The organism is Arthrobacter sp. SD76 (assembly GCF_049726125.1).
GTDB lineage: Bacteria > Actinomycetota > Actinomycetes > Actinomycetales > Micrococcaceae > Arthrobacter > Arthrobacter nitrophenolicus.
Genome location: NZ_JBNBLR010000001.1, coordinates 2,014,854 through 2,029,786, shown reverse-complemented (window position 1 = coordinate 2,029,786; position 14,933 = coordinate 2,014,854). Strand labels below are relative to the sequence as shown.

Genomic DNA, 14,933 nt, shown 5'->3' with positions numbered 1-14,933 from the left:
GGCACCTGGGAGGGAGCTTCAGTCTTCGGCCTCGTCGTCGGCTTCGCCCAGTCCGCGGGCCGCCAGAGCCTCGCCCGTCTGGCGCGCGAACGCCACCGAGGTAATGAACACCGGCAGGACCAGGGCCCGCGGATTGCGTTCCAGGCCCCGGGCCCGGGCGGAGTCCCGGACGTCGGCGAAGGTCCCGGCAATGTAGGGGATGCTCCGCAGCATGATCCCGATGGTCAGGGCGAAGCGTTCCGGATCGGCCCCGAGCCTTTTGAAGGGACCCGCCGCCCTGACCACGCCGTCCAGGAGTTTGTGGACCGGGGTGGTGGCGGTGAGCAGGGATGCGGCCACCACGCAGACCAGGATGTTCAGGACAATCCTGCCCGCTGTCGGGGCGCCCAGCTGCCACCACTGGAAGAGTCCGATGACCAGCAGGACGGCAGCGAGCGGGCGGACGGCACCCCACAGCCGCTTCGGGCCCGCACCGGTCAGCAGGAAAAGGCCGCAGAGTGCGCCGAGCATCGCCAGCGACATCCGCCAGTCCACGGTCACGAACGATGCCAGGCCGCAGGCGAACACCAGGAGGAACTTCAATGCCAGCGGCGCCCGGTGGACCAGCGAGTCCCCCGGGACGTAGTTGGCGAGCAGGAAGCCGTGGCCCCTCACGGCTGCGCTTCCTGTGCGTCCAGGCTTGCCAGGCACAGCGCCCGGTAGGCGGCCACGGCGGGGGCGGCGGCGCCGTCGAACACCACCTTGCCCTGGTCGATGACCAGGACGCGGTCCATGTCCTGGGCCATATCCAGGTCATGGGTGGACATGATGATCTGCTGGTCCAGGCCAGCCAGGGTCCGGCGCAGCAGTTCGCGGTTGCGCAGGTCCAGCAGGGTGGACGGTTCGTCCAGGACCAGCACGGCGGGTTCGACGGCGAGGACGGCGGCGAGGGCCATCAGCTGCCGCTCGCCGCCGGACAGTTCGTAGATGCTCTGGTCCGCCAGGTGCAGCAGGCCCAGCCGCTCCAGGGCGTTTTCCGCCTGCCTGCGCCGCTCGGCACCGTTCTTCACGGACCGGCGCAGGGACAGCTCCACGTCCTCCCTGCCGGTGGGCATGACCAGCTGGGAGAGGGGATCGGTGAAGACGAACCCAACGGTGCGGCGCACGGCCCGGACGGAGCGGACCGTGTCCGCGCCGTCCACCAGCACGCGGCCGGAACTGGGCTGGACCAGCCCGTTGACCAGGCGCAGGAAGGTGGATTTTCCGGAACCATTGGCACCGATGACGCCCACCCGCCGCTCCGTCAGCTGCAGGTTCACGCCGTCCAGGAGGACCTTGGGTTCCGGGAGATGGTCCACCGGAACGGTTACGGCTGCCTGGTCAAAGGTCACGTTGGGCATGGGCAGAGTCCTAGGCTTGCGCGGGCTGCGGGGCGGTCCGCTTGATCCGGCGGACCAGGATGTCCGGGAAGGCACGGTGCAGGGCGACGGCGATAAGCGCAGCCAGGACGTTCTTGATGATGTCGCCGGGGTAGAACACAACATCGCTCAGGAAGGCCTGGCCCAGGTGGCCTTGGTGTTCAGCACGATGCCGGCGATGCCCAGCGAGTGCACAACCACCACGCTGGTGACCGTGGCGGAGAGGAACAGCCACAGTGCGCGGGCCTTGATGGTCCGGCGGATGACCACCGTGGCCAGCCATCCCACGATGCCAGCGGCGATGGGGAAAGCGATGATGTAGCCGGCGGACGGCCCGGCGAGGATGCCCAGGCCACTGCGTCCCTGGCTGAAGATGGGCAGGCCCGCGAGGCCCAGCAGGACATAGAGTCCGACGGCGGCGAAGCCCCGTCCGGGGCCGAGCACCAGGCCCGTCAGCATGACGGCGAGCGTCTGGAAGGTGATGGGGACGCCGAAGCCGTTGACGGCAAGGCCGGGGACCAGCGCCGAGGCGGCCACCAGGGCGGCGAAGACGGCGATCAGGCCGAGGTCCGTGGCGTTCCAGCGGAGGCGGCCAGCCTGGGGGGTCTTTGTGGCGGCGGTTTCGGTGTTGCTCATGGGGTTCCTGTCGGGGTTGTACAAGCGGAATCTAATGTACTGCCGACGCTACCGGGATGGAACCGGGGCCATTTTGTAGGGGCCCGACGAAACGGGCGGGCGGAGGCTGAGGAACTTATCCAACTGCCACAATGGCTTCATGGGGTGGACGCGGATAAGGGAGTGGCTGATTGGTGCTGCCGGCATGCTGGTTGTCCTGGGCATCGCTGCCGCGGTTCTCTGGTGGGCGGCCAGCGACCCCGCCGGAAGAAACGGGGACGGACCTTTACCGGTCCCGGGCGCGGAAAGTCCGGTGGGGACAGTGCCTCCCGAGGATCTGCCTGACGGTGGGCCTGGTTCTCCGAAGTGTCGTTTGATGCGGGCTCGGTGGCTGCGGGAAGCTTACTGCTCCGCGACGTCCGGGCCACCGGGCAGGACGTGGTGTCGGGCCCGGACGGGCTGGCCGCCGCACGGCTTGCCGTTGAGGCCACCGTGCCGTTCGACGTCGTCGCCGGGGAACTTGGTGACGGGGCAGTGGTCGGGGCAGCAGCTGGCGGCGAGGCCAGGGTAGTCCGCACCGTTGAGGCTTTCGGCCGGGAACTGTGCGTCACAGCCACCGGCACTGTCGAGGTGGAGGCCGGACGGCTTGTGGTCGAGCCGCGCTCGATCGACTTCGGCGGGCCTGGCTTTTTCTCGGACGCCACTGCCGCCGTCGTCCGCAGCCTCGTGACCATTGAGCACGATGTTGAGGGGCTGCCGGAGGGACTCGTGCTCCGGGACGTCGCGGTGCACGACGATGGCTTTCGTGTCAGCCTCCGCGGAGAGGACGTCCGGCTCGGCCCGTAAGGGGTGATGCCCTGGGCTTAACGGCCCGGCTGGCAGGGGATGCCTTGGGAGAATGGAGTCATGGACTTCAACCGGCTGCTGCAGATCCGGCGAATCTTTGCCCAGCCGGCGGCGCTGGAGCTGCCACGCGGCAAGGAGATCGTCGCGCGATGGCCGGGAGCCGACGTCGTGCCGGTGGAAAACCACTGGAACATTCCCGAACTGCACGGCGACGAAACAAACGTCCCGCGCTGGTCCCGGATCAAAACCGAGGCGCTGGTGCTGGGGGTCAAGAAGGCGCTGACCGTGAAGCCCAACGGTCGGTCCGCCGATTTCATCGCACCCTCCACCGCGAACGGCTGCGCCATGGCGTGTGCCTACTGCGACGTGCCCCGGCATAAGGGGTACAGCAACCCGGTCACCGTGTTTGCCAACATCGACCAGATCGCCGGCGCGCTGGAGCGGCATGTCCTCCGTCAGGGCATCAAGCTGGAGCCCAACCAGTGCGATCCCGAGCTCTGGGTCTATGACATCGGGGAGAACAGCGACTGCTCCGTGGACGCGCTCATCAGCGACAACGTGGAGGACCTCGTCTCGCTGTTCCGGGACCTGCCCACCGCCAAACTATCCTTTGCCACCAAGTACGTGAACCCGGCGATGCTTGGCTGGGACCATGGCGGGCACACCCGGGTCCGCTTTTCCCTGATGCCGGCGGACCTGGCCAGGTCAGTGGACGTACGGACCTCGCCGGTGGCCGAGCGCATGGCGGCCATCAACGACTTTGTGGCCGCCGGCTACGAGGTGCACGTGAATTTCTCGCCCGTTATCGTCACGGACACCTGGGTCAGCGACTGGGAGGAGCTGCTGCTCCAACTCGACGCCACACTGACGGATGCCGCGAAGGAGCAGCTCGCTGCGGAGGTCATTTTCCTCACGCACAACGAGCGGCTCCATGAGGTCAATCTGGGGTGGCATCCGCAGGCTGAGAGGGTGCTGTGGCGCCCGAACCTGCAGGAATCGAAGGTGTCCTCCAACGGCTTCAGCAACGTGCGCTACCGTACAGGAGCCAAGGCCGGGTACGTCCGGCAGCTGACCGCGCTGATCCAGAAGATCGCGCCCTACTGCCGGGTCCGCTATGCGTTCTGAGGTCTGAAGCCGGCCCGGCCGCGCTAGACTTGTTCGACCATGACTGGTGCCCGATACCGTCTGTTTGCCTGGCTGGTTGCCCTGGTGACCGTCCTCGCTGGCTGTGCGCCCGCCGTCGGCCTTAACGAAAATTCTCCGCCGCAAACGGCGCAAGCTACTTCTGCCCCTCCCGCCACGCCGGAACCCGCCGCCGCGCCGGCAGCTGCCCCGACTCCTGCGCCAGCGCAGGTTCCTACGCCCACGCAGGCTCCCGCACCGGCCCCGGTGCCGCAGCCGTTCGCCCTCAACCTGTACCAGGAGGGGGACTTCGTGCCGCAGTACACCTTTGACTGGTGCGTTGCGGCGAGCATCCAGATGGCGCACAACCTCATCGACGATACGGGCGGCGGCACGTGGAGCGATTCGGCCCACCAGGGGGAGCTGTGGGAGATGGCGCGGGCACGTTCGTCCAACTCGTACAACGGGGCGAACCCGCGGGGATGGGCGCAGGTGCTGACCGAGGTAGGCATGGGGTCATATTCAGTGGTCAGCGTGCCTGGCTATCAGGACGCGCTGCGGACAGCTGCGCGGGCCATCGCGGAAACCGGCCGCCCGGTGGGGCTTGTGATGTGGAGCGGCCGGCACGCGTGGGTGATGAGCGGGTTTGAAGCGGTGGGCGACCCGGCGGTGTTCCCGGAGTTCACGGTCACCGGTGTCCGGGTCCTGGATCCGCTGTACCCGCACGGCAGCGAGCGGTGGGGTCCGTCGCCGGTCCCCAACAGTCTGCTCACGCCAGAACAGCTGGCCACGCAGTTCGTGATCCGCGAGCCGCGGCGCTGGAGCACCGACCTGCCGGCGGGCTACATGCTGGTGCTGCCAACGCAGAGTTAACCCATTCCAGGTGCAGTCGTGCCCTTTCTCTTGGTTCCCGTCTCCTGGCCGGGAGCCGGGAACCGCCTGATACGCCTGGTTTCCGGCGGTTCAGGTTCTACTGGCGTGCGCTGGATAGTGCGGTACACGGTGGACCGGGCAACATTGAACAGCGCCGCGATTTCAGCCGTCGTGTGCTGGCCGCGCCGGTAAGTGTCGACAAGGAGCTTTTCCTGGGCGGGGAGAGCTTGGGCTTCCTGCCCCGCAGGCGCCCTTTGGCTTTGGCGATCTGCATTCCTTCCCTGGTCCGAGCCCTGATCAGGTCCGATTCGAATTCGGCCACCATGGCCAGCATGTTGAAGAGCAGCCGGCCAACAGGGTCATTGGGATCGTGGATGCTGCCGCCGATGCTCAGCTTTACCTGGCGCCGAGTGAGTTCCTCCACGATGTCGCGCGCATCAGGAAGCGAGCGCGCGAGCCGGTCAAGCTTGGTAATGACGAAGGTGTCTCCTTTCCTGCATGCCGCCAGGGCTTCCCGCAGTCCGGGGCGGGCCCTGTTGGTGCCGGTGTATCCGTGACCGACGAAGATCTGCTCGTCCTCGACGCCAAGGGCGCGGAGAGCGTTGATTTGCGCGGTGAGTTCCTGTTCGGCCGTTGATACGCGGGCGTAGCCGATATGTAGTGCTGTCATGGCGCGAACTGTAGCGCTTGGGCGACCTTCAGCGGGCAGTTTTTTGGGCGGGGTATTTGCAGGGCTTTTGCTCAAACGCTGCGGAAAACTTGTCAGTTTCAGAAGTCGTCTGCACCAATGTCCAAAGCCGTCTGCACCGGCCAACCCGTTGAGCCAGAGGTTGTCTTATATCACCAGTGATCCGAGGCAGGACCGGCAAACGGGACAAGGGCCAGCTTGTCAGGGGGAGCGGCAAGAACTGCTCGGCCTGTGTTTCCTCGACCATGTCAGAAATCCCCCAGACCTTCGTTGTCCAGCACCGACAAGGAGTGATCTTGGACGCGGGCATCATCAATGATGGGGCATGCACTTCAGGCGCCAACCATGGAGAGCAAGCTGAATTGGGGGAGCTATGCCTTCTCGTCTCGATTGGGGTTGCGAGGTTTTCTCTTCAAGAGCAATTCCTGCATGTTCTTCTCATTTTCCTGGGCACGATTACTACCCCAGCGGACGGCAAAATGAGCAGCAATTGCGGTTCCAACCACCACGATGATGCCAGTCAAGAGATCGCCCGAGCCGGACAATATCCAAACCGCCACCGCAAGGCACGCCAGGAAGATCGCGATTGCAACAACTACTTTCAGCTTCATTTCGCGACTCCCATGAATACCTGCGCGGATATCACGTCTAAATTGCTCTGATCCTAGCCTTCCTACTCAGCACGCGGGGCACAGCAGAGGGATGTCCCAAGGGACTGCCGCATACCTGCTTTGTCCCGGTCAGCGGAGGAACGCCCCTGCTGGCGGACAGGCAGTGTCCCGCGGAACGTTCCTGGCGGATCCGTGACGCGGACGGAAGGCGTTTGAGTATCTACGTGTGGTCCGTAGGATTGCCGTCGTGTCACCAATAACTTCGGATAGTCCGCCGCGCCCCCTGAGCGTCGGGGACATTGTCATCGGCCCAAACGACCTTCTTGGTGAGTGGGTGGCTGCCCAGATCACGAACGTGGACCCTTCGTGGAAGAAGGTCGGGGTGCTCGAACTCGATTGGTCCGGTCGCGAGCCGTCTACAACGGATGAGTTGGGCCACGTTGAGCCGCTCCGGCTGACCCACCACTCCTGGAACGGGGACTTGGCCCACGCCAACTTCGACTGGGTCCTTCCTCGTAGTTACAGAGTCCTCGGCCGGTTACCTCTGCTGCACGATCAGAGATCGAATAGGTACACCAGCTGCTGGCGACTGGGAGACCAGCTTGCCCGACAACGTGCGTGGGTTCGGGGCGAACATGACTGGCAGGCACCGGGTGCGCTCGAACTGACCCCGGAGGAACTTGGACAGGTCCTCGACGACGCTGCACCATCCCAGAAAACAGTACGCAGCCTCAAAGCCACCGGCCTGGCCGAAGTGGACGGCGACCGGCTCACCGCTGTCTTTCCCAACCTGCGAAGCCTGACGCTCGATGGAAACCTCGGGGAGTTCCTGAACTCAGGCAAACTAAACCGGCTCAGCCAGCTCAAGAGCCTTTTCATCTCTGACTTATTCGGCATGACAAAGGCCGACTGCCTGCTGCCAGCCGAAGTTCCCCATCTTGAATACCTCGACCTACACAGCGTGCCGGCCGAGTACGCCCATGCGATGCGGGCCCGGTGGCGCTCCGAGGTGCGTCACGGCACGAGCGTCGACATCTCAAAGGCACGCAAACCCGAGTGGGTACAGGAGAACCTTGAAAATCCGCTTCAAGATTGGGACGGGCGCGAGCACATCACCGCAGCCCGCTATAAGAAAGCTGTCGGACAGTTCACGAAGACGAAGCGGGACATTCGCTCTACTCTCGACTCTCAGCCGGATGAGTCCACCTTGGCCCGTTTATCTGACCTCGGACGGGAATACGCGCTTGCGTTCAATCGTCTCGACGGGCGGTCCCGTTCATCGAGACTGAGGAGCGAGAGGAGTTGTTTGCCGCCCTCAACACTGTGATGGCTGGGCTGGAAGCAGAGCTGGGCCGCTCTCTCGCAGCAGAGCGTTCGGCACTTCTCTCCGGAGTTGAAGACGACCGGAACTGGTGAACGGGCTAGCGGTGGCCGGCAGGATCCATCGCTCGACGCCTGATGCCTCCCGGGCGATCGCTTTAGATTTCGCTGGGTTCGGTGCGGAGAGAGATCTGATAGCAGGGCCGATGCTTGCTGAGCCCACCTACTGTCGTGTTTACTTCCGTGGACACCGTTCTCACTCCAGGACGGGGCGAGGAGCGCTTGGCTCGCTAGAAGGTAAGGCTGGTCAATAAGGGTCAGGTGCACTGCGGAAGGCCGGGTCCCGGTTTCTAGGCCCAGACGATCTGACTTGGGGCACGCTCCTCAGCACTTCGGATCGCGGCATCGATCGTGTCGTGGCCTTCGGAGTCTGGCCATGTCGGATCCTCGGTGTCGCCGGCATGGCGAAATCGCACGTAGTAGAGCAACCCGTCGTCGCCAAGCGGCTTAGGTGTCTCACCAGGCTCCAACTGCTCATCAACCCGAGACAGCTCAAACCAAAAGTCATACGGCAGACCCACTATGTCTACCGGCATTGTTGCTTCTCCCGCGTAGATCCAACTCCCGCTTCTGCATATCACCACAGACCCAGCATGCCAGTTGCACTGGCATGACGCACCAGCACTATCCCAGCGCGGAAGGATCGGAAACTATCTCCGCCTCCCTTTCGGCAGCCCCCAAATTGGCTTCCCGGGTAGTGCTGATCCAGCCGGAAGTCTCACGTCAGGACGCCGAGAACCTTTCGAGTGTCTCCGATTCAATACTGGCATCCCTTGTCCCGATGGAGGTTCCTCACAAGCTCAACGCCACATTAGATGTGCTGGGGCAGAATGAGAGCTATGGGGAACAAGAATTCAGAACTGCTGCTGGCCCAGCTCGGACCATGGGAGGTTGAGCGTTCCGCCCTCCATCAAGTTGGAATTCCCTGGGGTGAGATTGTCTCGCACTGGTTCTCGGATCAGAACATGCTCCCACCCCGAGCAGCGGACGATTTCCCTCTGAAAGGTTGGAGACACCTGCACACTTCCCACCCTTCTTGGGCACAGGAAGTGCTTGTACTGGGCGCACCCGATCAAACAAACCCGGGTCGATGGGTTCTCGTGCAAATGCATGGCGACAGGAACGGATGGCAATTTGCAAGCCCCGCGAGCTATCTACCAATCCCCGTCCAGGAAGTGCGGCGACAGGAACTACGCCTGGAATGGTCAAGACCAAACTTCACCATGACAAAGAGTTCACCACCTGAAATTGCCGTCGTCCTAATCAACGACTCCTCCAGCCCGTGGAATCCGAGCGAAGAAGACCACGGCCACGTCCAGGGAATCGTCCTCGACGCTAATGGAAGCAGAATCGGAAACGGCTGGTACGCGCACGGCAAAGTAGCCCAACTGCCTCCCCTAGAACCGGGCCAGCAAACCGTCCTTCCAACCTTTCTAAACAACCCCGAACTTGATGGACTCACGCCCGCCACTTACCAAATCCGTGCCTCGCTGACTGCCCTAGGACTTACCACGGCCAAGCTCGCCCGCCTTACAGTCGTGGGTCAGCAGCACGTCGCGCCACAGAACGCTTCCTCCTGACTCGGTGTACGAAACCTCTATGTCTCAAAAGCTAGGTTGTGAGACATGCTGCGGATCGCGAAGTAGGAGCTAACCAGCCGAATTGGACTTGGCACAGCCCGTCCCACAGAAGGTTCCCTACGTAGCTTTGCCTGCAGGGTGGCGTTTCGTCCTAGCGCCCGGCCACGAAGATGTCTGGTTTGACGAGTCCTGTTGAACATCTGAGGGGAATCTGATGATGCCGCAATATGCTCCACTCGGGTTCGCTAGGAGGCGGTTTACTTGGCCTGATTCGCCTGTTGCCGCACCCAGGCATTGAATTCGAGGGCATTCTCCCTCTGCTGCGGCATGCAGTTTTCGAGCGCAAACTGCAAGCACTCGTCCAACTCGGGGCTCGGGCCGCCATCCATCAGCAGTAGGGCCTCAGCTCGGGCGAAGAAAACCTCCGAACTCGACCGCTTCCAATTTCCAAGACTCCCGGTTCGAAGCTGCTTGAGCATGCTCTCCGGTCTGAGCAACCGGTCGAGAACTGGCCAGCCCGCGACGTCTAGCTGGACGATCATGTCGGCGACTGCAGATGTGGCGGAAGCAGCATCAGTTATCTCCCACCAGACATCCTGGCCCGACACGGTCCCTTCCGGATGAAGCCGCTCGCGATAGAGCCCCAAGGATTCTGTAACCGCCTTCGGCATGCCGGGGCCTAACTTCACCCGGTTCCAGCGAAGCCAAGGCTCAGGGGCGACTGCCAGATTGATTACGCACTTCAGGTGCTCTGCCGAACTAAAAGATGACGACTGCACGTTTACTACGGCCCAATCGTCAGACACCGTCGACTTCCGCCAGGTCGGAGCGGTGCCCTTGAAGCCGTGGATCCGAGCGGAGGGACCTAGCATCTCTCGCAGCGCAACCTTGAGCGCTTCCTGAACTGTCACTTGGGAACAATCTCATGTCCGGCTCTAAATACCCAAGATCTCTATGTAGGAGCACCAGCAGTTGTCATGGTCCTGTTATCTGAGATCGAATGACGCGCTGCAGTCCGATGGTTCCTCGCGGGTGGACCGGCTTACAAGACGAAGGGTGATGAGCCGCTTCCGGGATGCTTCATCGCCGGCCGTCCGGTCCATCGCAGTCCTCCGCAGCGCGTACCTAGTCCTGTCCGTCCTGATGGTCACGCGCGTCCAGGACTTGCTGACGCCACATCCAGGCGCAAACAGCACTGGTGAAGAATCCTGTGATCGCCGCCAAGAGAGCCCAAACGTTGAAGTCACCGTCTCTGGCGGACGCAATGGCAAGTACAAGTTCGATCACACCAACGAGAGCCATGAGAGTGGTTAGTCCTGGATAATGCCACCTTTGGACGGGAGGAACTCGATGCATCGGCTTCCTCACGGCATCTTCTTCGCTGGGCATGCTGGCCTACTTGCCTGAGGAGAAACAGAACATTTTGCACAGGCAAGATGCGCTTTCATTGATGCCGTTTAGGGTTCGCAGGGTGGAAAGCTCGGTCGCGATGGTTGCGGGCGTGGAGCTACGCGTAGACGAAATTACCAGGTGGTTTTGGTCGAGGGTCGTCGACTTTGTGGCCTTTATGGCGGCGCGGTCTACAGTTGCCGACCTCGGCGCTCCCAATCCTCGCGGAGTGCCTCCTCTTCGTCCCAGAACGGCTTGTCATTGTGGCTCACCCGAATCAGATGAACGAAGTAACCGACGTTGATTAGGAACCAAACCGCGTAAAGGCAGAAGGACACGACGTCCAAAGTGTTGTTCATCCCCAACTTGCCAAGGGCAAGGATGGCGGCAATTAGGGTCAGCAACCCGTAAAGCAACATCTGTGCGCGCCAGGAACCTCGCCCCATTCGCGGCTGCATCCGTTGGCGCTGGCCCTGGGGCTCCGACATGTGGGGAGCCTATAACCGTATGCCTCATCTGTCACCGGGCACGAGCAAGCCGGGATGCCCGCACCTGCCTGTCCCGGTCAGGGTTCACTCAACTAGACGTTTGAACGGGATGGCTCAGCAACGGTTTAGCCCATCTTGAGAATGTTTTTGCTTCTGCATGGAACCGGCGAGGGGTTGCCGGACACTTATGGGTATGGGGAACCAAGGCGCAGCAAACAGGGATTGCGAACTGTGGTCGCGGGTGTTGGATGGCGACGGTTCCGCTTTTGCTGAGCTCTTCGTTCGTCACCGTGACCGGGTTTTTGGTCACAGCCTTCGCCTCGTTAGGACCTCTCATCAGGCAGAAGACATTACGGCGATGGTTTTCCTTGAGGCCTGGCGTTGCAGATCGAGTGTTCGGTTGGTCAACGATTCGCTAATAGGGTGGTTGCTCGTCACCACCACCAATGTGGCCAGGAACCGTATCAGATCCAACCTGCGGTACGAGCGACTCATTCGCAAACTACCGTGCGCCGAAGTGGCCCCTGATCATGGCGACTTCGTCGCGGAATCTGTTGACCAGGACCGGCGTTCGCAGCTCCTGCACAAGGCCTACCGTTCGCTTGGCCGGCGAGATCAGGAGATCATCGCCCTTTGCGTTCTCGAAGACATGAGCACAGCTGAAGTGAGTCAGCTGTTAGACATACCGGTCGGCACCGTGAAGTCACGGCTCTCCCGAGCGAAACAGAAACTGTCACAGCTGCTAAATCCACAAACCGGACTACGGCCGGCTTCCCCACTCGCCTCTGAAGAGGGAACACCATGAACGACAAACGGCCCCGATTCAACGAGGAACGCAGCAAAGCGATCGAGCAACTCCTCGGCAAGGTAGCCCAAGACGGAACCCCTGAAAACCGACATTTTCAGAACACGAGGGGCACACGGATTCTCCTCTCCGGGCTCGTGGCCGCAGTCGCAGTCAGCGGGGCCGCCATAGCGCTGCAACAACCGGTTACAGACAAAAGCTCGGTGGCCTGTCTCGCCCGGGCCGAGCTCAACGGCAGCCAGTTTCCGGGTACCACAGCTACGTTGGGGGAAGGCACCAGGGTTGGAGAACCATCAACCCGACGCAACCCAATACCTATCGAGGACGCGTTGGCTCTCTGCAAGGACCTCTGGGCTCAAAACGTGCTCAACTCGAAGAGTCCAGGCGGCACGGCCCACCCTAGCCTCTATGACCGAAGCTTCTCGCATCCGGTTCCTAGCCCTTTGACTGTATGCGTACTCCAAGACGGCCGCGCCGCAGTCATCCCCGGGGATCAAGAAGTGTGCGCATCTCTCGGCCTCGAGTTGAAAGCGGACGAACCCGTTAGGCCCTAACCGTGCACTATTAGTGCCGAAAAGCTGCTCGCGCCGCTTCATTCCTTGCTCCAGCAGTGTCCCGCGGAAGGTTCCCAAACTGGACAGCTCTCCTCACAGGCCGGCCGCAAAGACCGCCTCCGAAGGAAATAGGACAGGGGCCAAACTGAACCGTCAGTTGTACGCTCTCAACATGAGGGCGGGGGAGGGGCGCACGGTTGGAGCCTCGGATGACTCGCGGCCCTTTCCCGTTTACGTTGTGCATCTAAGCAAGCCAAACCGTCGTTGTCCTGTTCGCTCTGAATGCGGAGCCCTTGGGACCTTCCATCCTTCTTCCTGGCTTTGGGACTTTTGATGGTCACAGCGATCTATCTCGCCTACCTGCTGTTTGTTCGCAAGAAACGATGCGCCTTCTCTGGGGAAGACGAGGAGCAGGGCGGCAACCGCCTGTGGCCGGCGGTGGAAGTGGTCAATCCTCCACCCTGGTCAGAGTGACCATGTATCGGTCGTCTCCTTCGATGCCCTCGTCACCGATCAATTCCAAGTTGAAGTACTGCACCTCGACCCGGTAGGTCCCCGGTGGCACCTTCACCTTCCCGCCGCTCATGCCGTTGTCCGTGGGTCCCGATACCTTCACCACTCCGCTGGGGACCTCGAGGGTTCCCGTCATAACCCTGTCCACGCTGCCGGTGAACGATCGCTCGGAGTCCATGCGGATAAGAACGGGCGCGTTGAAATCGCGCGCTGTGCCCACGGCGATATAGCGGTCGCCCTGGACGAACATGGATTCGATCGTTTCGTCCGTCCATTTCGCCCAAAGATCCGAGAAGTCCGCGGTCGAGTCCGATACGGTGAATTGGTGGTAGTCGGTGGAGAGGTTGAATTCGGCGTCTATCTCATTTCCCTATCTGATATTGGTTTGAAACGTGTGGCTGGGGACAAGCCCCTAAGATTTGCGCAAAGTAGCCTCCCAGCGAACGATTCGGGTTCACCTCAAGGTAGCAACCGTCCCTGCAGTCGTTCCTGAACACGAACGCGTGGAGTCAAGCGTGCACCCAGCATCGGCTATGTGATCAGTGCTGTGACTCTAAGCCGCCTTATTGCTCCCGCACGTAGGATCTTTTCATGCATGTTGCAACGTCGGACGAACGCGACAGCCAATGGGAACGACACCGGAACACTTTCCGCGTGTACTTTTTTTGCGGGGCCAGGTCAAGGCTACTCCGTCAGTACATTCGATATAGCGGATGCAACCTTTGCAGAAACTAAGGCTTGGGCGTATGACGAGGCAGGCGACAGCAGCTACTCAATTGCACTTGTTGCTTCCGATAAACATGGACGGCGTGGACTCATTTGGCTGATCGGTCACGACCTCAATAACGCCCCGTAAGGGGTTATAGACAGGGGCTCCCGGGATGTTTCAAAAGAGGTTTTCACCCTGAAGTACTCTGGCCAGATCTGCGCTGTTAGGACCCGTATCTCCAGTAGCCAGTTCGTCCCGTAGCCTGCTTCGCTTGCTGCACGAATGACTTTGCTGAGTTCATCCACCGCTCTACGACACGCTTCAGTGGCACGTCGCAGTTCCTTCGCGGATTCCCTAGAGGGAGTCGACACGGTGACGTTGGGTTATTTTGGCGAGGGTCAGCTCACGGGGTGGAGGCAAAAGACCAGCGAACAATGGAAGCAAAACGACCAGATGCGTTGGCGGCAGACAGGAACTGTCCCCCAGACCAGCCGCGTTCGAAGAGATCGAGCCGAAGTCGAGCTATAAGGCGGGCACAATGGAAGGTCCTAGCCGGCTTTTGAAAGAGTCCAAGAGCGAGACTGTGACTGATCGACGGCGTAGGCTCCCACTATGAAGCATCGGGCAGTACTTCTGCTTGCAGTAACCGCAGGTGCCGCCGTGCTGGGATGTGCCCTCGTGGTCGGCAGCATTGCAGGCGCAGACCGAGCATGTCCAGCAATGGGCTGGGCGTTTGTGGGTGACGTAGAACTATCCTTCTCCACCCCGCCGGAATCGGTGTCAGCTTGTTTTGGTGAGGGCTGCACTCCTGAGCAGGTTACGAAAAGCGCGGACGGTAAATGGCTAGTGCCGCAATCCCCGCCCTACCTGACTCCGCCGGTCAGCGTTACCTCGATATATGTGGACGCCAGCACTACCTCTGGAAATCGCCTAACGAGGACCCTGCCAATAGAAACAGAATCCACCGGCGAATACCCCTTCGGACGCGAGTGTGGTGGGCCTTTCAAATTCAAGCCAGTACAAGTGGTCCTCAGCTAACACTCATTGTCTAAAGACGGTTCCACTCGCGACACTAACGAGATCGCGAGCTGTACGGCTGAAGTAGGCTGGCAAAGTCCAAGCTGGACGGCTAAACCATTGGGGGTAACGATGGACATCATTCTGACGGTCGTATTTGCGGCCATATTTTTTTTACGTTCTCTATGGAGTTATCCGGGCGGCGACCCGAGATGGCATTATTGCCGCCAGGCAAGCCGAAAGCGGTCACACCGCTTGTGAGGCCGATTCGCTGGAACACCGCTAAAGCTTTCAGTGTCGCGGTAACGGTACCGTCGTACTTGCGCACCGCGGCTTTCATGGACTA

At 61.4% G+C, this 14,933-nt stretch carries 15 protein-coding genes and 2 pseudogenes; 8 read left to right on the top strand and 9 right to left on the bottom strand.

All coding sequences use genetic code 11. From position 1 onward, the window contains the following. Positions 1-18: 18 nt before the first annotated feature. The 3 genes and pseudogenes from ACPEE0_RS10110 to ACPEE0_RS10100 all read right to left on the bottom strand — a co-directional run bounded on the left by ACPEE0_RS10110 (position 19) and on the right by ACPEE0_RS10100 (position 2,033). A complete protein-coding gene (locus ACPEE0_RS10110; RefSeq protein ID WP_424574434.1) occupies positions 19-654 on the bottom strand; it encodes an energy-coupling factor transporter transmembrane component T family protein in 636 nt (211 codons plus the stop codon). Next, entirely contained in the window at positions 651-1,379 is a 729-nt protein-coding gene (locus ACPEE0_RS10105; RefSeq protein ID WP_424574433.1) for an energy-coupling factor ABC transporter ATP-binding protein, read from the bottom strand. The genes ACPEE0_RS10110 and ACPEE0_RS10105 overlap by 4 nt, the downstream gene beginning before the upstream one ends. 10 nt (positions 1,380-1,389) lie before the next feature. After that, a pseudogene (locus ACPEE0_RS10100) lies at positions 1,390-2,033 on the bottom strand (biotin transporter BioY). A 345-nt stretch (positions 2,034-2,378) separates the two neighbouring features. Here ACPEE0_RS10100 and ACPEE0_RS10095 point away from each other — a divergent pair. From ACPEE0_RS10095 to ACPEE0_RS10085, 3 genes are read left to right on the top strand one after another with little or no spacing between them, the layout of a single operon-like run. After that, positions 2,379-2,858: an LmeA family phospholipid-binding protein gene (locus ACPEE0_RS10095; protein ID WP_424574432.1), complete on the top strand. Its 480-nt coding sequence runs from the start codon at positions 2,379-2,381 to the stop codon at positions 2,856-2,858. Between the two features lie 60 nt (positions 2,859-2,918). Beyond that, on the top strand, positions 2,919-3,983 hold the full coding sequence (locus ACPEE0_RS10090; RefSeq protein WP_424574431.1) for a spore photoproduct lyase family protein: 1,065 nt from the start codon (positions 2,919-2,921) through the stop codon (positions 3,981-3,983). Between the two features lie 39 nt (positions 3,984-4,022). Beyond that, the gene (locus tag ACPEE0_RS10085; protein WP_424574430.1) at positions 4,023-4,853 is read left to right on the top strand and encodes a hypothetical protein; all 831 of its coding nucleotides are present in this window, start codon (positions 4,023-4,025) and stop codon (positions 4,851-4,853) included. 104 nt (positions 4,854-4,957) lie between these two features. Here the strand turns inward: ACPEE0_RS10085 and ACPEE0_RS10080 are convergent. After that, a pseudogene (locus ACPEE0_RS10080) lies at positions 4,958-5,523 on the bottom strand (recombinase family protein); the annotation flags it as partial. A gap of 314 nt (positions 5,524-5,837) precedes the next feature. On the opposite strand from ACPEE0_RS10080, the gene ACPEE0_RS10075 reads away from it, so the two are divergent. Next, positions 5,838-6,203 carry a hypothetical protein gene (locus ACPEE0_RS10075; protein WP_424574429.1) on the top strand — a complete coding sequence of 122 codons (366 nt, stop codon included), beginning with the start codon at positions 5,838-5,840 and terminating at the stop codon, positions 6,201-6,203. 283 nt (positions 6,204-6,486) lie between these two features. After that, a complete protein-coding gene (locus ACPEE0_RS10070) occupies positions 6,487-7,479 on the top strand; it encodes a hypothetical protein (protein ID WP_424574428.1) in 993 nt (330 codons plus the stop codon). A 343-nt stretch (positions 7,480-7,822) separates the two neighbouring features. On the opposite strand, the gene ACPEE0_RS10065 is transcribed toward ACPEE0_RS10070, so the two are convergent. Further along, positions 7,823-8,068, bottom strand: a complete 246-nt coding sequence (locus ACPEE0_RS10065) for a hypothetical protein (protein WP_424574427.1) — start codon at positions 8,066-8,068, stop codon at positions 7,823-7,825. A 303-nt stretch (positions 8,069-8,371) separates the two neighbouring features. Between ACPEE0_RS10065 and ACPEE0_RS10060 the strand changes: the two genes are divergently transcribed. Beyond that, on the top strand, positions 8,372-9,112 hold the full coding sequence (locus ACPEE0_RS10060) for a hypothetical protein (protein WP_424574426.1): 741 nt from the start codon (positions 8,372-8,374) through the stop codon (positions 9,110-9,112). 82 nt (positions 9,113-9,194) lie between these two features. Next, a complete protein-coding gene (locus tag ACPEE0_RS10055; RefSeq protein ID WP_424574425.1) occupies positions 9,195-9,308 on the top strand; it encodes an immunity protein Imm33 domain-containing protein in 114 nt (37 codons plus the stop codon). A gap of 61 nt (positions 9,309-9,369) precedes the next feature. Here the strand turns inward: ACPEE0_RS10055 and ACPEE0_RS10050 are convergent, their stop codons facing one another. Both ACPEE0_RS10050 and ACPEE0_RS10045 read right to left on the bottom strand, forming a co-directional pair. Continuing rightward, positions 9,370-10,023, bottom strand: a complete 654-nt coding sequence (locus ACPEE0_RS10050) for a DUF4304 domain-containing protein (RefSeq protein ID WP_424574424.1) — start codon at positions 10,021-10,023, stop codon at positions 9,370-9,372. A gap of 669 nt (positions 10,024-10,692) precedes the next feature. Then, entirely contained in the window at positions 10,693-10,989 is a 297-nt protein-coding gene (locus ACPEE0_RS10045) for a hypothetical protein (RefSeq protein ID WP_424574423.1), read from the bottom strand. A gap of 157 nt (positions 10,990-11,146) precedes the next feature. Here ACPEE0_RS10045 and ACPEE0_RS10040 point away from each other — a divergent pair, with 157 nt between their 5' ends. Then, complete coding sequence (locus ACPEE0_RS10040) at positions 11,147-11,794, top strand: RNA polymerase sigma factor (protein WP_424574422.1); 648 nt, start codon at positions 11,147-11,149, stop codon at positions 11,792-11,794. A 1,002-nt stretch (positions 11,795-12,796) separates the two neighbouring features. Here ACPEE0_RS10040 and comJ read toward each other — a convergent pair. Beyond that, positions 12,797-13,222: a competence protein ComJ gene (comJ, locus tag ACPEE0_RS10035; RefSeq protein ID WP_424575263.1), complete on the bottom strand. Its 426-nt coding sequence runs from the start codon at positions 13,220-13,222 to the stop codon at positions 12,797-12,799. A gap of 1,504 nt (positions 13,223-14,726) precedes the next feature. Then, complete coding sequence (locus ACPEE0_RS10030; RefSeq protein ID WP_424574421.1) at positions 14,727-14,927, bottom strand: hypothetical protein; 201 nt, start codon at positions 14,925-14,927, stop codon at positions 14,727-14,729. Positions 14,928-14,933 lie beyond the last annotated feature (6 nt).